Annotated in this window: 15 protein-coding genes and 1 pseudogene; 10 read left to right on the top strand and 6 right to left on the bottom strand. The window is 40.8% G+C overall.

Translation table 11 applies throughout. The annotated features are described in order from the left end of the window. Positions 1–4 precede the first annotated feature (4 nt). Together A8F95_RS11175 and megL are read left to right on the top strand one after the other, a co-directional pair. A complete protein-coding gene (locus tag A8F95_RS11175) occupies positions 5–1,471 on the top strand; it encodes a nicotinate phosphoribosyltransferase (RefSeq protein ID WP_065410576.1) in 1,467 nt (488 codons plus the stop codon). A 179-nt stretch (positions 1,472–1,650) separates the two neighbouring features. Beyond that, the gene (gene megL / locus A8F95_RS11170; RefSeq protein WP_425414999.1) at positions 1,651–2,850 is read left to right on the top strand and encodes a methionine gamma-lyase; all 1,200 of its coding nucleotides are present in this window, start codon (positions 1,651–1,653) and stop codon (positions 2,848–2,850) included. A 78-nt stretch (positions 2,851–2,928) separates the two neighbouring features. Here megL and A8F95_RS11165 read toward each other — a convergent pair whose 3' ends face one another. Together A8F95_RS11165 and A8F95_RS11160 are read right to left on the bottom strand one after the other, a co-directional pair. Next, positions 2,929–3,066 (bottom strand): zinc ribbon-containing protein, encoded by a 138-nt coding sequence (locus A8F95_RS11165; RefSeq protein ID WP_065410574.1) that lies wholly within the window; start codon positions 3,064–3,066, stop codon positions 2,929–2,931. 92 nt (positions 3,067–3,158) lie between these two features. Beyond that, complete coding sequence (locus A8F95_RS11160) at positions 3,159–4,718, bottom strand: sensor domain-containing diguanylate cyclase (RefSeq protein WP_065410573.1); 1,560 nt, start codon at positions 4,716–4,718, stop codon at positions 3,159–3,161. Positions 4,719–5,064: 346 nt separating this feature from the next. Here A8F95_RS11160 and A8F95_RS11155 point away from each other — a divergent pair, with 346 nt between their 5' ends. From A8F95_RS11155 to A8F95_RS11145, 3 genes and pseudogenes are all read left to right on the top strand, one after another. Then, on the top strand, positions 5,065–5,790 hold the full coding sequence (locus tag A8F95_RS11155; protein WP_065410572.1) for a DsbA family oxidoreductase: 726 nt from the start codon (positions 5,065–5,067) through the stop codon (positions 5,788–5,790). 78 nt (positions 5,791–5,868) lie between these two features. Further along, positions 5,869–6,254: pseudogene (locus tag A8F95_RS11150) on the top strand (Na+/H+ antiporter NhaC family protein); the annotation flags it as partial. A 79-nt stretch (positions 6,255–6,333) separates the two neighbouring features. Further along, the gene (locus A8F95_RS11145) at positions 6,334–7,500 is read left to right on the top strand and encodes a saccharopine dehydrogenase family protein (protein ID WP_065410570.1); all 1,167 of its coding nucleotides are present in this window, start codon (positions 6,334–6,336) and stop codon (positions 7,498–7,500) included. A 68-nt stretch (positions 7,501–7,568) separates the two neighbouring features. Here the strand turns inward: A8F95_RS11145 and A8F95_RS11140 are convergent, their stop codons facing one another. The 4 genes from A8F95_RS11140 to A8F95_RS11125 form a co-directional block, all read right to left on the bottom strand. Further along, a complete protein-coding gene (locus tag A8F95_RS11140) occupies positions 7,569–8,735 on the bottom strand; it encodes a Ger(x)C family spore germination protein (RefSeq protein WP_245671273.1) in 1,167 nt (388 codons plus the stop codon). Then, positions 8,732–10,243, bottom strand: a complete 1,512-nt coding sequence (locus A8F95_RS11135; protein WP_077247328.1) for a spore germination protein — start codon at positions 10,241–10,243, stop codon at positions 8,732–8,734. Before A8F95_RS11135 ends, A8F95_RS11140 begins: the two co-directional genes overlap by 4 nt. Then, positions 10,209–11,333, bottom strand: a complete 1,125-nt coding sequence (locus A8F95_RS11130; RefSeq protein ID WP_065410569.1) for a GerAB/ArcD/ProY family transporter — start codon at positions 11,331–11,333, stop codon at positions 10,209–10,211. Before A8F95_RS11130 ends, A8F95_RS11135 begins: the two co-directional genes overlap by 35 nt. A 122-nt stretch (positions 11,334–11,455) precedes the next feature. Then, positions 11,456–11,710 (bottom strand): hypothetical protein, encoded by a 255-nt coding sequence (locus A8F95_RS11125; RefSeq protein WP_065410568.1) that lies wholly within the window; start codon positions 11,708–11,710, stop codon positions 11,456–11,458. A 221-nt stretch (positions 11,711–11,931) separates the two neighbouring features. On the opposite strand from A8F95_RS11125, the gene A8F95_RS11120 reads away from it, so the two are divergent. From A8F95_RS11120 to A8F95_RS11100, 5 genes are all read left to right on the top strand, one after another. After that, positions 11,932–12,777, top strand: coding sequence for a MurR/RpiR family transcriptional regulator (locus tag A8F95_RS11120; RefSeq protein ID WP_065410567.1), 846 nt, complete (start codon positions 11,932–11,934; stop codon positions 12,775–12,777). Between the two features lie 68 nt (positions 12,778–12,845). Continuing rightward, positions 12,846–13,976, top strand: coding sequence for a M20 peptidase aminoacylase family protein (locus A8F95_RS11115; protein WP_065410566.1), 1,131 nt, complete (start codon positions 12,846–12,848; stop codon positions 13,974–13,976). 6 nt (positions 13,977–13,982) lie between these two features. Then, complete coding sequence (locus A8F95_RS11110; protein WP_245671264.1) at positions 13,983–14,798, top strand: GNAT family N-acetyltransferase; 816 nt, start codon at positions 13,983–13,985, stop codon at positions 14,796–14,798. Between the two features lie 16 nt (positions 14,799–14,814). After that, a complete protein-coding gene (gene menC, locus A8F95_RS11105) occupies positions 14,815–15,924 on the top strand; it encodes an o-succinylbenzoate synthase (protein ID WP_065410565.1) in 1,110 nt (369 codons plus the stop codon). A 94-nt stretch (positions 15,925–16,018) separates the two neighbouring features. Further along, a complete protein-coding gene (locus A8F95_RS11100) occupies positions 16,019–17,095 on the top strand; it encodes a YkvI family membrane protein (RefSeq protein WP_342669954.1) in 1,077 nt (358 codons plus the stop codon). Positions 17,096–17,249 lie beyond the last annotated feature (154 nt).

The following is a 17,249-nucleotide window of genomic DNA, read 5'->3' as shown; positions in this document are numbered from 1 at the left end:
AGACATGAAAAAGCGTTTTGAAGATGATGGAATGGCCTTGCATACAGATCTCTATCAAATTAACATGGCTGAAACCTATTGGTATGATGGCATCCATAACAAAAAAGCCGTCTTTGAACTTTACTTTAGAAAAATTCCGTTTGGCAATGGGTATGCGATCTTCGCAGGCTTAGAAAGAATTATTGATTATCTAAAAAACTTTCGATTCACAGAAAGTGATATTGAGTATTTACGTCATGAGCTGGGATATAAAGAAGACTTTCTAGCTTATTTAAAAGGAATGACGTTCACCGGCACGTTGAAAGCAATGCGTGAAGGAGAGGTGGTTTTTGGCAATGAGCCGATTTTAAGATTAGAGGCTCCGCTCGCGGAAGCACAAATTGTCGAAACGGCTTTGTTGAACATTGTTAACTACCAGACCCTTATTGCGACAAAAGCTTCTCGGATTAAACAAGTTGTCGGTGAAGAGCCAGCAATGGAATTTGGCGGTCGGCGGGCTCATGAGCTAGACGCTGCGACTTGGGGAACGAGAGCAGCTTACATTGGGGGATTTGATAGTACAAGCAATGTGCGAGCCGGTAAATTATTCGGTATTCCCGTTTCCGGCACGCATGCTCATTCACTTGTCCAGACGTACAAAGATGAATATACGGCTTTCCATAAATATGCTGAACGCCATAAAAACTGTGTGTTTTTAGTCGATACCTATGATACGCTCAAGTCAGGGGTGCCGACAGCTATTAAAGTAGCAAAGGAACTAGGCGATCGTATTAATTTTATCGGTATCCGACTTGATAGCGGCGACTTGGCTTATTTATCAAAAAAAGCGAGAAAGATGCTGGACGAGGCCGGATTCCACGATACAAAAATTATCGCATCAAATGATTTAGATGAATATACGATCATGAATCTAAAAGCACAAGGCGCTAAAATTGATAGCTGGGGCATTGGCACAAAATTAATCACTGCGTTTGACCAGGCTGCTTTAGGAGCTGTCTATAAGCTTGTTTCCATCGAAAATGAAGAAGGTGTCATGGAAGATACCATTAAAATTTCAGGAAACCCAGAAAAGGTAACAACCCCCGGCTTGAAACGCTTGTATCGGATTATTAACAAGCAAAACGGCAAGTCAGAAGGGGATTATTTAGCAATGGAGTATGAAAATCCGGCAGAGGAAGAACGGCTGAAAATGTTTCATCCTGTGCATACGTTCATCAGTAAATTTGTGACTAATTTTGAAGCGCGCGAGCTGCACGAACCTATTTTCCAGGAAGGCAAGCTCGTTTACGCACAGCCGGATGTCCAGGAAATACGGGCATTTGCTAAAGAAAACCTTCAACTTCTATGGAAAGAACATAAACGTTCTCTCAATCCGGAAGAATACCCCGTGGATTTAAGTCAGGCTTGCTGGGACAATAAAATGAGAAACATCGCAGAAGTTCAGGAAAAAGTAAAAGCGACCAGTCAGTAAGCAGCACAGTCAATGTGCTGCTTTTCTATTTAAATAGTTTGAATGAAATCTTCCTCTTTTTATTATGTGGAAATCGCTGTCAAAAATCTTGATTTATTATAAAATAATAGGGAGTGACATTTAAAAAGTATACGATTGTAATGAAGGGAGTGGAAAAAGTGAAGGAAAAGTTTACAAACATGGAGACAGCGGTTATCCATTCAGGCTATGATGCAAAAGAGCATCTAGGCAGCTTAGCTACCCCTATTTTTCAAACTTCTACTTTTACCTTCGAAAGCGCTGAGCAAGGGGAGAGGCGTTTTGCTGGAGAAGAGGATGGTTTTATTTATTCAAGGCTTGGCAACCCCACGGTAAAGGCTTTGGAAGAAAGGATTGCTGAACTAGAAGGAGCAGAAGCTGGGCTTGCATTCGGTTCAGGCATGGCTGCTGTATCAGCTATACTAATGGCTTTAACAAAGAGCGGTGACCATATCTTATGTTCACAAGGTGTGTACGGGTGTACGTTTGGTCTTCTGCAGTTAATGGAGGAAAAATATCAAATCACGCATGATTTTTGCAGCATGGAAACAGAAGAGCAGCTAGAGACATTGATTCGTCCAGAGACTGCCTGTATTTATGTGGAAACGCCCATTAATCCAACGATGAAATTAATTGATTTGGAACTAGTTGCTAAAATAGCTAAAAAACATGGCATTCCGGTTGTTGTGGATAATACATTTTCATCCCCTTATTTGCAGCAGCCTTTAAAGGCCGGATGCGATATTGTACTCCATAGTGCAACCAAATATATCGGCGGGCACGGAGATGTTATTGCTGGACTTGCAGCTGGAAAAAAAGAATTGATTCATACGATTGCCATGACGACATTAAAGGATGTCGGAGGTGTAATGTCTCCTTTTGATGCATGGTTATTGCTGCGAGGGATGAAAACGCTTCCAGTGCGCATGGATCGTCATTGTGAGAATGCAGAATATATTGTGGAGCAATTGAAACAACATCCGGCTGTGCAGCAAGTGTTTTATCCCGGTGACGCAACAGGCGGGGACTATGAGATCATGCAGAAGCAAATGAAAAAAGGCGGAGGGCTCATTTCCTTTGAAATTAATGGCAGCAAGCAACATGCCCAGCAGCTTCTTAATCGTCTATCGCTTATCAAAATTGCCGTCAGTCTTGGTGACGCGGAAACGCTTATCCAGCATCCGGCAACGATGACTCATTCAGGCGTTCCTGAGCAGAAAAGAGTGCAAATGGGGATTTCAGACAAGCTGATCCGCTTGTCTGTCGGACTTGAGGCTAAACAAGACATTTGGGAAGACTTACAGCAAGCACTTGATCAACTAATGGAAGTGAAAACGCCGATTCAATCTAAGCAAGCATAAGAAGTATTTAAAAAGCGATAAGAACAATATGAAAAAGGGCGTTCTAAAAATATAAATTTTAGAACGCCCTTTTTAAGCTTACACGGCTTCGTATTGAGTCTTATGACATTCCGGACAAGGAGGAAGACGATCTTTATCCTCATCAAGAGTAAGAACTTGTCCGCATTCTTCACATTTATAGTCGCCTTTTCCTGGTGTTTCTCCTGTATGTGGCATAAAAAGCACCTCCTAAATAATCGTTGCTTTGTGTATACCCGAATCGCGAAAAAAGAAACAGAGACCCTCATCTACAGACTAATTCCTTTTGTTTAACTCGGTGTATGAGAAATGACTACTTTATTTCTTCCTGTTTGTTTAGCTTTGTAAAGACACTGGTCAGCTAGATGAAGGAGTTGATCTGAAACAGCTGCATCATCAGGGAATGAGGCTGCCCCCGCGGAAATGGTAATAGCTTTGCCAGTGGGACTTATTGTTTTCTCTAAACGCCTTCTTAATTTCTCGGCTATGTGTTGAGCTAATGGAAGTTCAGCCTGCGGGAGAATAATTAGAAATTCTTCTCCGCCGTAACGGCAGCAAATGTCTTCTTCTCGAGTTGTTTCTTCCATCAAATTGGCAAGAAAAATAAGGACTTCATCTCCAGCTGCATGGCCATACGTGTCATTCACTTTTTTGAAATGATCGATATCAAAGAGAATGATAGAGAATGGTGACTCATTTGAAACAAGCTGTGCAAGACAGTCATTCATAGATCGGCGGTTATGCAGCCCGGTCAGCGGATCGGTGGATGATTGCTGCTGAAAGTCGTTTACTCGCTCATGAAGAATATGAAAGCTCGTCATTAGGGCCTTTTTTAGCTGAATAGCTTCATAATACCAAGCGTGGATGTTTTTAATATCTTGCTGCCGATTGTTCTCTGAACTATTCTCAGCTAAATGAGCAAGCTGCTGTAAAGGCTGGGTAATTTTTGTTAAGATAAGCCAGATGATGACGAACGAAATAAGAATGAGCGGCAAAGAAGTCCAAAGCATTCGTTCGATCATCGCATTCGAAGGAGCAAGGGCGTTAGAAGTAGGGCGTTGTGAAACAACTCCCCAATGAGCCACAGGAATTGTAGCATATCCCGCCAGCATATCCTTTCCTTGTGTATTGATGAGGCGTTGGGCTCCATTTTGTCCTTTCATCAATTTTTGAACGACGGGATTCTCAGAAACAACGTCGTTAATCCGGTTGGAGGATTGATGGTAAATGATCCGTCCATCTTCATCTACAACATAAACATAGGACCCATCATGGTAAAAGTGTTCCCCTAGCAGCTGATTTAAGATGCTTCTTTCTCTTAAATAAATCGTTCCAGCTACAAAGCCAAGGTACTCATCTTGCTCACTAAAAATGGGATAGGAAATCATAATGATGAGCCGTCCAGTAATAGAGATAAACGGTTTAGAAATAAGCGGCTTCTTCGCCTTCAATGCTTGAATCGAACCTGAAGATGAAAACATTTTATCTTTTAGATTGAGATGTTCAGGTGAAACAGCCAAAATTTTTCCAGTATGATCGACTACAGCGACGGAGTTAAATATATTTGAGTGATTTTTTAAACGATTAACTTCGTTTAGGAGCACTTCTTCATTTGTATTCATTGCAGGAGCGACAGTTTGAGCGCTAGTACGCAGAGTTTGCAAAGTAGAATTTAAATAGTCTTCGGTCGTGCTTGCCAACTTTTCAGCATACGATCGGTTCGTTTCAAGTGTGTTCTCCATCAGGGTTTCTCTTTCCATTTGATAGCCGGCATACAGGCTGATAGAAAGAGTAAACAGTACAGCGATAAGGGCAACGAATAGGATTAACCTTTTTAAAGATAATGTCATTAAAAAAATTCCTTCTTTCAGGTTGTTGATGAAAAAATCAGTGTCTTCATTGTTAGCCTGCCTGAAGTATTTATGCTCTTCTATTCCAATCAAACTATTTCTTATTCATCGTTTTGAGGTTGGGCGTTACATCAATAATTCGTTCCACGCAAATAAAAAGATTTACTCTAACTGTCATTTTTAGTAAGAGATTAGTAGAAGAATTCCAAAATAAAATAATAATTGATTTTTTACAGTTTGCCAAGAAGAAATTAAAAATAGAGGAAAATAAAGGGTTACGCTTTTTATTGTCACATTTGTTAGGTATGATAGGGACTGAAAAGCTGATCTAGAGGGAGTGAGGAAAATGGAAATTAGCATATGGTCAGATTTTGTTTGTCCGTTTTGTTATATTGGAAAACGCCGATTGGAAGAAGCTTTGGACAAGTTTCCATATAAAGAGAAAGTAACGATTCGCTTTAAAAGCTTTGAGCTTGCACCAGATGCACCGAAAGAAACCTCTAAAACTATTCATGAAGCGCTTGCTGAAAAATACGGAATGAGCATTCAACAAGCGAAGGCCGCAAACGCAAACGTCGCTGAACAGGCAAAAACTGTCGGGTTAACATTCAATTTTGAAAATATGAAGCCGGCAAATACGCTGGATGCTCATCGTCTCGCTAAATTCGCTGTCGAAAAAGGCAAGGGAGCAGAGTTGACGGAAAGGTTGTTGAAAGCATATTTCACCGATTCATTGCCAATAAGTGATGCTGATACATTAACAGAAATTGCCGGAACAGTCGGATTGAACAAGGAAGAGGTACGGTCGTTTCTAAAAGAAAACCGTTTAACTGAAGAAGTGAGAGCGGATGAGGCAGAAGCGCGTCAAATTGGTGTCCAAGGAGTTCCGTTCTTTGTATTCAATAACAAATATGCTGTGTCCGGAGCCCAGCCAGTGGAAGCTTTCGCAGCCGCTTTGCAAAAAGTATGGGAAGAGGAAAATGACGGTCCAGTAGTAAAGATATTATCCGAAGGGGACAAGAATGAAGCCGTTTGTACGGATGAAAGCTGTGATCTTTCCCCTGAAAAATAGAACACGCATGGAGAGCATGACAGCATGCTCTCTTTTTTCGTCAGATTACTTATAAAACGGAGAATACAACAGGAACTTTGGGGGTCTTTTGGCATATTGCTGCCTATTGCCGGGGAAATAGCTGCAGTCACTGATCTTAATTTATTATTGCCTATGATGGCGGCTGTACTTGGCGGAGCAGTGTTTGGGGACCATTGTTCTCCTATATCTGATACAACGATTCTTTCTTCAACAGGAGCAGGCTGCAATCATATTGATCACGTCATGACACAGCTGCCATATGCTCTTTTGGCGGCCGTTTTTACGGGAATTGGTATGTTGTTCTTGGATTAACAGAGAGTGTTTTTCTCGGAATCTTAACGATTGCTGTTGAGTTGCTCGCCCTTGTCCTTATTTTGAGAAAGCAAAAGCCCCAGATCACCACAGCAGATAATCGAGTCATAAACTCAGATATGGTTGAATAATTCTGTTGTTTTAAATCAAGAAATCCGCTTTTGCCTCATATACTTTTATGTAAAAGTAAACAATGAGGAGGGAAGCAACATGCGCGTCTTAGTACTAGGGTCTGGGCTAATGGGAAAAGAAGCGGCAAGGGACTTGGTACAATGTAAAGAGGTCGTGAAAGTAACACTGGCTGATTATGATCTTAAAAAAGCAAAACAGACGTGTAACATTTTACAATCTTTAAAATTAACCGCAGCTTTTGTAGACGCCTCCAATAAAGAGCAGCTTATTCAGTTAATGAAAGAACATGATGTAGTCATCAATGCCTTATTTTATTCATTTAACGTAGCTGTCGCAAAAGCAGCTATTACAGCGGGGGTGCACTCGGTAGATCTTGGCGGCCATATTGGCCAGGCGACGGACCGAGTGCTGGAAATGATGGAAGAAGCGAAGAAAGCAAAGGTTACACTGATTCCTGATCTTGGTGTGGCGCCGGGCATGATTAATATTTTAGCGGGACATGGTGCAAGCAAACTCGATACAGTAAATTCGATTAAGCTATACGTCGGGGGGATCCCGCTTCGTCCGGAGCCGCCGCTTGAATATAACCATGTATTTTCAATGGAAGGCGTGTTTGATCATTATACTGATCCTTCTTTTATTGTTAGAAATGGGAAAAAACAAGAAATCCCATCTTTATCAGAAATCGAAACGATTCATTTTGAGAAATTCGGGCCGCTTGAAGCCTTCCATACTGCAGGAGGAACATCGACGCTTTCGTATTCTTATCCTGATCTTGATTGCCTGGAGTATAAAACCATTCGTTATCCAGGCCATGCAGAAAAATTCAAGCTGCTTGTCGATCTTAACTTAACCCGCTCTGATTACTTTATTGAGGTGAATGGTGTCCAGGTAAGGCCGAGGGATGTGTTATTAAAAGCGCTTGATCCTATCGTTGACTTAAGAGAGAAAGAGGATGTCGTTCTGCTAAGAGTAGAAACAGAAGGGGAAAAAGCGGGAAGTAAAGCAAGCTATGCATATGAAATGATCACCTATAAAGATACGATTCATCATGTAACGGCCATGGCGAGAGCGACAGCGAACACAATTTCAGTCGTGGCACAGATGATTGCAAATGGGACGATTAGGCAAACAGGTGTTTATCCGCCGGAGCAAATTGTTCCTGGTGATCTCTATATTCAAGAAATGGCAAAAAGGGGTGTTGTAATTAAGGAAGTAGGACAACAAGGATCAATGGTACAATAACAAAAAGGCTGCTATAATGCTTGCTAATCTCTGGCTTTATAGCAGCTTTTTGCTTAAGCAAATAAATATTAATTCAAGGTAGGCTCTTTTCGCTGCTTTTCTCCTTCAACAATTTTAACGTGGACATTTACTGTCTGAAGTGATTGTTCTGTTAATGGAATGGAGCCTTGCTGTTGGACTTTTTTCCATGCTTGTACATTTTTGCGATAAAGTGTTTCTGATAAACGCAGCAAATCTGCGTTCGCCTTCAATCCTGTTTTAAAGGTGTTCTCTATTTCTCGTGCCATTATTTTTTCTGCTTCTTGAGAAATTTCTCTCAAATTGACAGAGTGGCTCAGCTCTCGCAAACTGGCTTTTGCTTTTACTTGTACTTCAAAACGAATGTCTTCTTTTCTGACAATGGGTTTAATATGTACATTCAGATCATAAATTAATACACTCGTATCCTTGTGTTTCCCCTTTTTTACCCGCAAATCTTCTCTGTTTAAGTCCTTGTTTATCCATTTTAAACCTGCTGTCTCCTTAGGGGATAAGCGTTGTTTAAATGAATTTGCGGTCACAACTGCTGCCCCTTTCCATTGGATTGTATTTCGTTTTCCGCTATTTGTTCTCCAGTCCTTTTCATCGATGCCGACCAATGGAATAACAGCTTCATGCGGCGGTTCATTTAAAAATATGAGGAGCTCTCTCAGATCTACTGGTTTGAATAAGGAACGCTGGTCATAAGTAGCATAGGGATCGCTTAACCTAGAAAGGGCAGTAGAAAGCTCCATCACCGGTACAGCTGTCAATAATTTGTCGAGCGGTTCTTTTGTGGCATACATCCACATGCGATAGCGGGTCTCGCGGTATCTGTCAAATAAATCAACAGCATGGCTTAAGCCTTGGGCACGCAGGGCTTCTTCCGTGAAAATAATAATGGCTAAATGCCCCCAGAAAATCCGGCGCTGAGAAGAGCGATATAAATTAAAGATGGCCTCGTCCACTGTTTTTCCAGACGCTTTTCCAACCTCTACTTTTGTTTCCTCTGTTCCTCCTCCAGATTCTTGTTTAGCGAGCATTCCTAAGTTAATTAGCTGGAGATAAACGGTATAATAGCCATCCTTGTAATCGACCCCTACCCCATGTACATACACCATGCGGTCAGGCTCGTAGGAATCCCAGCAGCCTGAAAGCAAAAGAAGAGGGAAGGCCATTACTATGACGCAGAAAAAAGACTTTATTTTTTTGTTCATTTTGATCTGTCCTCTTTCGTTCCATCGATTGGGTTCAGCATACTTGCCCGTTTCGTTTCTTTCTGAGCGGGCAAACGGATCACGGCTTTGAGAATGTTCCCCCAATGTAAACGAGCCGCTAATTCTAAGTAAGGGACACCAAAGATGCGAATTCTTGCGACGGAAATCCCAACAAGAAAGATAGAAGCAAAAAAACCGAAGAAGCCGAATAGGGCAACGAGGATAATAACAAAGAAACGAATAAGTGATATAGCTCCCATAAACGATTGATTCACAAGCGTAGTCATGGCGACAAAGGAGCCAGCGATAATCACGAGCATGGAGGGGCTTGTTAATCCCGCGCGAATGGCTGCATCCCCAATAATCAAGCCGCCGACAACGCTGAGTGTCTGTCCGATCGCCAAGGGCATTCGTAAGCCCGCTTCTCGGAATAATTCAAATAAGAGCATCATTAAAATGGCTTCCAAGGATGTCGGAAAGGGCACCCCTTTTCGTGACTCTACGACGGTCGCCAATAGTGTTAAAGGAAGCTGGTTTTGATGAAAGGCGGTAAGAGCTACCCAAAAACCGGGCAGGAAGGTAGCGATGGATATACCAGCGACCCTGATAAGCCGCTCAAATGAATTGAAAGCATAAGGATATTCTTTGTCCTCTGCGCTTTTTAATAAAAAGAACAAATTGACTGGTGTGATGTAGGCATAAGCGACTCCGTCAATTAAAATAATAAACCTTCCTTGCATTAAGGACTGAACAGCAAAGTCAGGTCTTCCTGTGTAGGAGTGGCGCGGAAAGATAGCATAAGGACTTCCAGTCATTAACTCTCCAAGCTGTGTGCCGCTTATTAAGGCATCGATATCGATCGTGGATAACTGTTGCTTGATTTGCTTTAAGGTATCTTTATTGGAGATATCCTCCATATACAAAAGGGCAACTTTTGTTTTGGACCTTCTGCCAATTTCAAATGACTCGCTTACGAGCGAAACGGTTCTTAATCTTTTCCTGATTAAAGCATAATTAATAGTAATGTCTTCAATAAAGTTATCTCTAGGCCCTTTGATGCTTACTTCTGTATTCGTTTCTTCTGGTTTACGCTGCGGCCGGTCCGCGATATCCACAGAAACAGCGATATTCTCAATAGGAAAAATGATAACAAGCATCCCTGAAAAAATATCTTCTATCACTTTTTCTTTTTTCGTCACCAATTGTAGAGAAGGGACTTGCAAAGAAAGGATGTTTTCCTTTGTTGCCTCATGATGAGTTTGAAAAAACTTTTCTAATCGTTTCGGGATCGTTGATTTAAGCAGGTCAACGTTTACTAACCCGCTGCAATAAACGAGTGTAATCAAATGATCGTTAAATGCTAATTCCGTGAATTGAACGTCTCCATTCTTTTGAAATAAATCTTTTAAAGCATCAATAGACAGGGAAGAACGTTTAATTAAGGATGTTCTTTTTTTCTGTTTTTCTAATTTTTCAGCTTTCTTTAATTGGATCTTTTTTATTTTCATTCGTAGACCCCCGTTTTTTTCTTCCATAAAAAATGGCAAGTATGACGAACAAAATAATAGCTGCGGAAAAAAACCAGAAACTGGCTGGTAAAAAGATGGTCGTCAGCCACTTTGAAAAAGTAAAATCAGTGATAGGAATAAGCACAAGACCGGCAATACCAAGAGAAAGAAAGGTGAGCGTTATATTTTTCTTTCTTTCTGTTTTGATCAGCAGGAGTTCTTTCATTAAAATTAAAATGAGCGATATCCGAATAAACGCGCCAGACATCCATTGGTAGATCGATAAAAAATCCAGATGTTCGATAAATGAGCCTAGGGATACAAGTCCCCATTCTTCATAGGCAGGAAATCGCTGTTTCGCAGCCTCTATAGGGCCGAATTCAACAATCGCCCCAATAAGCGGTCCGGTCGTAAGCACCGTTAAGATGATAATCATGGCCGCATAATGGCGTACGCGGAGAGAGGCATCTAGTTTATGCTGCAGCAATAAAAAAATAAAAATCTCAGCAACCCCTGATGCTTGGAAGATGAGGCTTTTCATAATAGGAGCATAGCCGTGCTCTAAAATTGGCAGCAATAAAAAATAATTTTTATATTGGATGTTGGCGATAGCAACAAAGAACCCAAAAATAATGATGAAGAACAATAAAAAGATATTAAGGATGCTTAATGTTCTCAAATTAGTCGTCCCCATTACCCAACAAACAAAGATAAAAAGAATGACGAGAAAAAAAGCAGGTGTTTCCGGCAAAAACATGACATTGGCCCATGTGATTGTTTCTCGCAGAGTTACGGCTGCCATGACGATTAAGTAACCGATCAACACAAATGCCAAAACAATCGTCGCTTTATCGCCAATTGTCGCTCTTAACCACTGAAGTAATGGTTGCCTATTCGTTTTTTTCTGTACGTATAAAAAGAGCGGAATCCATAAAAAAGCCAGTATCATCGTAATTAGAACAGCTATCCAGGCATCACGGCCTGCTGTTTGAATTAAAGGAGAAATAGCAAATACATGATTCTTTAAACCGATCGCCGTCATGGCCAGTAAAATAAGTTGAAAAGGAGTAATGGAATCGGCTTTTTGCATAGAACCACCTTTAGAGTCATTTAGTAGGAAATCTTTTGGCTAGTTTTTCTTACCTTCTCCTTTTTATACTAAAAAAGCGCTGCACGATGTTTTTATGAAAACATCGTGCAACGCTTTATACATTACTGGCTATCCATTTTAGTATCTTCTTTATCAATGCCTGGGTCTTCTTCTTTATTTTCTTCTGAAGGATTGCCATCATTTTCGGCATTTTTTTCTGTGGAACCACCTTGATTATCTTCGTCTTCCTTTACTTTATCTGTTGGTTCCTCCATAACGGGTTTCTCCTCTTTCTCTGAGTCATTACTAGCACATGCTCCAAGAATCATGGCAACGAAAAAGGGAGCTGCTGCAAGTTTAGCCCATTTTGATTGCATAGTCTCTCTCCTTTCCAACTAAGCTCCTTACTCTTTCTTTTCCCCGATTGCGAAAAATTAAGCTTCTAGCATTTACATTTATTAAATAGCTTTTTACGGAATAGTCAGAAAAAATATCTTGCTAATGATTAAAGATTATGATAATTTATATTCTATTATGAAGTTGAAACTTCATTTAATTGTAATATGTTGTATTTACTTCATATTAAGGAGAAAGAAACATGGAACTATTAGATAAAGTAAAAGAAAAGTATGCTTCATTATCAAAAGGGCAGCAAAGGGTAGGGAAATATGTTCTCGACTTTCCTGAAAAGGTCGCTCTGCTATCCGCGGGAGAAGTGGGAAGACAAATTTCAGTAAGTGAAACGACTGTGATTCGTTTTTGCTATTCGCTCGAATTAAACGGCTATGCTCATTTGCAGTCCATTATCCGTGAATATTTAATTCAACATAAAAGCAGTTTGAATCGTTACTACTCTTCTAAAATAGAAATGGCACAGAAACCACATTTTTTTGCTCAAGTAATGGAGAAAGATGCAGAGAATATTCAGCGGGTCATTGACACGATCGATGAAGGGAATCTTCAGCAGACTGTAGACAAAATGATGAAAGCAAACAACGTTTTTTTAGCAGGAATGAGAACTTCGTTTGCCCCTGCTCAATGGTTGGCTTTTACACTAGGACTTGTGCGTAACGAAGTAAGATTAGTACAGCCAGGAATTGATGACCTAGTAGCTATTTTGCAAAATATAAATGAAAGCTCCGTTTTTATTGCCATTACATTCCACCGATATGTAAAAGAAACTGTACAGCTTGCCAAAATGGCAAAGGACCGAGGTGCCTTTGTTATTAGTTTAACCGATTCACCTTTAGCCCCCATTACGGAATATAGTGATATTACTTTTGCGATTGGCAGTCAAGAGAAATCTACACTGGATGTTTTTCCGCCGCTTTTTTCTTTGCTTAATGCGATGATGGCTAGCTTGTATATTCAATATCCAGAGAAAGTGAATGAGCGGCAGCAGCAATATGAACAGGTGAATGCGGACCATTTGTTTTATTTTTAATGATTCGACATATGTAAAAAAGACAGAATCTTCATTGTTTTGCATCTTGGCAGAAAGGAAGTCTTTCCATGAAAAAGCAACTTGAACAATTGAAACCAGCTATTCAGCAACTTTATCATTATCTGCACGCACATCCTGAAATTAGCTGGCAGGAAGTCAATACGACCGCTTTTTTAGCGAATTATTTAACAGAAGAAGGATTTGTGGTTAAGACCTTTGACGATTGTACAGGACTTATTGTAGAAATGGGCGAGGGAGATCCAGCGGTTGGATTGCGGTGTGACATTGACGCTCTTTGGCAAGAAGTAAACGGTGAGTTTCAAGCTAATCATTCTTGTGGGCATGATGCTCATATGACGATGGCTGTTGGGACTTTGCTGTTATTAAAAAGTTTAGGTTATCAATTTCCGGGCCGGTTAATGGTTATTTTTCAGCCAGCTGAGGAAAAAGGAACGGGCGCATTGAAAATGATCGAAAAAGGGATTATTGACGACTTGGACTTTTTGTATGGCGTTCATTTACGGCCTATTCAGGAACTCTCCTTCGGTCAAGCGTCAGCAGGAATCCAGCATGGGGCAGCCAAGTTTATCGCTGGAGAAATTATCGGAGAAGAAGCTCATGGAGCAAGGCCGCATCTTGGTAAAAATGCGATTGAAATTGGGTCGTCTCTTATCCAAGCTTTGCAGCAAATCCATATGGACCCATCAATTCCTTATTCAGTGAAAATGACGAAGTTTCAAAGTGGAGGGGAGTCCAGCAATATTATTCCGGCAAAAGCAACGTTTTCAATTGACGTTCGGGCGCAAACAAACGAAGTCATGACGGCGTTAACGGAGAAAATTGTGCAGGCGTGCAAAGGAATTGAAATGATCCACGGAGCAACGGTTCATCTTGAAACAAAAGCTGAAACAGCTGCCGCCATTATTTCAGACGAAGCCTCTGCGATCATGAAAGCAGCTATCAGCAAAGTATTGGGAGAAAAACATGTCGTTTCACCCATTGTCACAACTGGCGGAGAGGATTTTCATTTTTACACAGTAAAAAGACCGAAAGTGAAGGCGGCTATGCTTGGGCTTGGCTGCGATTTGAAGCCAGGCTTGCACCATCCTGACATGACATTTCAATTAGAGGCGCTTTATTCAGGAATTGAAATTTTAACAGAAACCATTATCCAAACATTTGAACAGAGGAAAGGGTGAGGCAGCGTGCACGATTATCAAATTCGGCTATTTAACGACCGTACAGACTTTGAAAAAATGCAGCAGCTTGAAAAGGATACGTGGGGCATGGAGCCACTCCCTATTCACCAAACACTGACTGCGCATAAAAATGGCGGTTTATTGCTGGGGGCTTTCCAGGAAGGCCGCTTAATTGGATTTAGCTATGGGTTTGCCGGCTTTGCGAACGGATCTGCGTATTTATGTTCTCACATGCTCGGCATTCATCCTGACTATCAAAAGCAAGGAATTGGTGAAGCGCTGAAACAGGCTCAAAAGCAAGAAGCGGCACGCCTTGGCTATGAGCAGGTCACATGGACATTTGATCCGCTTGAAAGTGTCAATGCTTATTTGAATTTAACAAAATTAAAAGCGGTTTGTTCCACATATGAAGTAAACTGTTACGGTAAAATGGAGGATGGGTTAAATGCCGGCCTTCCAACGGACCGTTTAAAAGTAGACTGGTGGATTCAAAGTGACTACGTGAACCATTCTTTCGTCTTTTCAGAAGAGAAGGCAAAAGTGTTCGCAGAATATGAAAAGACAAAAGAAGGGTTTCCAAAGATATCTCTTCATCATTCAGAGTATTTAGAGGGGGAAGAAGCGCTGCTTGTTCCGGTTCCTAAAAAATTTCAGGAGATAAAAAAGTATTCCTTCAATTTAGCTTTAGACTGGCGGATGGATATACGCACGATCTTTTTACAGCTATTTACGAATGGTTATACGGCTGTTAAGCTGATTCAACGTCCCGATGAACCAGCGAATCATTATTTGTTTGTTAAAAGCTCTCAATTAGCGATATAGGAAAGGAAGAGAAAGAATGAAATTGAAAGAAATTATTTTACGGCACTTGCAGATGAAAATGAAGTTTCCATTCACTACTAGCTTCGGAACGATCCAAGATAAAGAGTTCATTTTAGTAGAAGTAAAGGACGAAGAGGGAAGATCCGGCTGGGGAGAGTCTGTTGCTTTTACCTCTCCCACTTATAATGAAGAAACATTAAAAACAAACTGGCATATGATAGAGGATTTCTTAATTCCTTTATTGAAAGGCAAAGAGATCACTCATCCGGATGACGTTTCGGCTATATTTGAACCGATTCGCAAAAACAATATGGCAAAATCAGCGATTGAAGGAGCGGTATGGGATTTATATGCGAAACGGGAGGGAGTGCCACTCTACCAGGCGCTTGGTGGGGAAAATACAACTATTGATGTCGGGATCAGCATTGGAATTCAAGACACAGTAGAAGATCTTTTAGCCATTATCAAAAAGCATGTCGAAGAAGGATATAAACGAATCAAAGTGAAAATCAAGCCGGGCTGGGATGTTGAGGTTATGAGAGAAATTCGCCGTTCTTTCCCAGATATCCAGCTGATGGCGGATGCCAATTCAGCTTATCGTTTAGAAGATCTTCCGCAGTTAAAGAAGCTTGATGAATTCAACTTAACGATGATTGAACAGCCGCTTGCCTCGGATGATATTGTTGACCATGCTGTTATCCAAAAAGAATTGAAAACACCTGTTTGTTTAGATGAAAGTATCCATTCTTATGAAGACGCGCGAAAAGCTTTGCAGCTCGGCAGCTGTAAAATCATTAACATTAAAATTGGCCGCGTCGGCGGATTAACGGAATCTAAACGAATTCACGATTTATGTAAGGAACACAATATCCCTGTTTGGTGCGGCGGAATGATTGAAGCAGGCGTTGGACGAGCCCATAATGTTGCTTTAACAACGCTAAGTAACTTTACGCTTCCAGGTGATACGGCTGCGTCCTCGCGTTATTGGGAGCAAGATATCATTACACCAGAAGTAACGGTGCAGGATGGCGTGATCCAAGTTCCAGATAAACCGGGAATCGGCTACGATATCGATCTCGAAGCTGTTAAGAAATTTACTTTAAAAGAAAAAGTGTATTCATTGTAAATAGAGCAATATCAGTTTTAGAGAAAACCCGGAAATATCGGGTTTTCTCTCCTATACATCATGAGTTCAGAATATTCAAACGGAAGAGGAAGAAATGATGAGAAAAGCTTTTCAAATTGCAGGTGCTTATATTGGCGTAATCGTGGGAGCAGGATTTGCTTCTGGGCAGGAAATTCTTCAGTTTTTTACGAGTTTTGGCTGGCTTAGTATTGTAGGGACATGCCTAGCCACTGTTTTATTTGCTTTTTTAGGGATGCAGTTGCTGCAAATTGGTTCTCGCATTCAAACAGATTCCCATAAAAATGTTATTTATTTGATCTGTGGAAAATGGGTCGGGGTTTTTGTAGATGGACTGATTACTTTTTTCTTGTTTGGAGTAGCAGCCGTTATGATTGCAGGCAGCGGGTCCATTTTTGAGCAGCAATTTGGCATAGCGCCTTTATATGGAAGCATGGTAATGACTGTCCTTACGGCTGTCACTTTATGTTTCAATTTTCAAAAAGTGATTTCAGCAATTAGTTTCATGACACCATTCTTATTTTTTATGATTTTTATTGTCTTTATGTATTCAGTCGTTCAATATGAAGGAAACCTATCTGATATTTTACAACTAAGAAAGACAGAAAACACGGCAGCCTCCCATTGGCTGATAGGGGCCATATTATATGTCTCCTACAATATTGCGGCCGGCGGAGCTATTTTAACTTTAATGGGCGGAGCAGAGAAGAGTGAAAAAACAGCTGGCCTCGGAGGGATTTTAGGAGGAATCGGTCTCGGCTTATTAATTTTATTCATTAACCTTACGATGCTTTTGGATTTTGAGGCTAGTCAACAAGCCGCTATGCCTATTGTACACATTGCCAATGAAATTTCGCCGATTACCGGATACTTCATGTCGTTTGTTTTGTTGGCGATGATTTACAATACATCTGTCGGTATGATCTATGCTTTTGCGGCTAGAATCGTTCCGGCAAGCGGCAAATCTTTTACACCAACCGTTATCGTCTCTACATTAGTCGCTTTTCTTGCGAGCTTCGTAGGGTTTGTCAAATTAGTCGGTACTCTCTATCCAATTGTAGGTTATCTCGGTTTAATTTTAATTATTGGCGTAATTGTGGCATGGTTTAAGTTTAAGAAGCCGCTCCAAAGCAGAATAGAAATATCTAGTTGATAGGAGAGCTGTTCAGCAGTTAAGGAGACTTTAGCTGCTGGACAGCCTTTTTGTGTAAGCAAACTAGCGAAAACGTTTTAATCTCATCTAATCCTTGTCTTCTTTATTCTTTCTTTTACGTGATAAGACGAGCGTTTGGAATAAGAACGTAAAC

Origin of the sequence: Pseudobacillus wudalianchiensis (assembly GCF_001685015.1) — a bacterium.
GTDB lineage: Bacteria > Bacillota > Bacilli > Bacillales > Domibacillaceae > Pseudobacillus > Pseudobacillus wudalianchiensis.
Note: the sequence above shows the minus strand (reverse complement) of the source record. Positions and strands in the feature narration are given on the sequence as shown.

What these genes read in the sequence shown, in the direction of transcription:
- A8F95_RS11115 (WP_065410566.1), top strand. Translation starts at nt 12,846, where the DNA reads ATGAAAAAGCAACTTGAACAATTGAAACCAGCTATTCAGCAACTTTAT.
- A8F95_RS11155 (WP_065410572.1), top strand. Translation starts at nt 5,065, where the DNA reads ATGGAAATTAGCATATGGTCAGATTTTGTTTGTCCGTTTTGTTATATT.
- A8F95_RS11120 (WP_065410567.1), top strand. Translation starts at nt 11,932, where the DNA reads ATGGAACTATTAGATAAAGTAAAAGAAAAGTATGCTTCATTATCAAAA.
- A8F95_RS11125 (WP_065410568.1), bottom strand. Translation starts at nt 11,710, where the DNA reads ATGCAATCAAAATGGGCTAAACTTGCAGCAGCTCCCTTTTTCGTTGCC.
- A8F95_RS11165 (WP_065410574.1), bottom strand. Translation starts at nt 3,066, where the DNA reads ATGCCACATACAGGAGAAACACCAGGAAAAGGCGACTATAAATGTGAA.
- megL (WP_425414999.1), top strand. Translation starts at nt 1,651, where the DNA reads ATGGAGACAGCGGTTATCCATTCAGGCTATGATGCAAAAGAGCATCTA.
- A8F95_RS11100 (WP_342669954.1), top strand. Translation starts at nt 16,019, where the DNA reads ATGATGAGAAAAGCTTTTCAAATTGCAGGTGCTTATATTGGCGTAATC.
- menC (WP_065410565.1), top strand. Translation starts at nt 14,815, where the DNA reads ATGAAATTGAAAGAAATTATTTTACGGCACTTGCAGATGAAAATGAAG.
- A8F95_RS11135 (WP_077247328.1), bottom strand. Translation starts at nt 10,243, where the DNA reads ATGAAAATAAAAAAGATCCAATTAAAGAAAGCTGAAAAATTAGAAAAA.
- A8F95_RS11160 (WP_065410573.1), bottom strand. Translation starts at nt 4,718, where the DNA reads ATGACATTATCTTTAAAAAGGTTAATCCTATTCGTTGCCCTTATCGCT.
- A8F95_RS11140 (WP_245671273.1), bottom strand. Translation starts at nt 8,735, where the DNA reads ATGAACAAAAAAATAAAGTCTTTTTTCTGCGTCATAGTAATGGCCTTC.
- A8F95_RS11130 (WP_065410569.1), bottom strand. Translation starts at nt 11,333, where the DNA reads ATGCAAAAAGCCGATTCCATTACTCCTTTTCAACTTATTTTACTGGCC.
- A8F95_RS11145 (WP_065410570.1), top strand. Translation starts at nt 6,334, where the DNA reads ATGCGCGTCTTAGTACTAGGGTCTGGGCTAATGGGAAAAGAAGCGGCA.
- A8F95_RS11175 (WP_065410576.1), top strand. Translation starts at nt 5, where the DNA reads ATGAAAAAGCGTTTTGAAGATGATGGAATGGCCTTGCATACAGATCTC.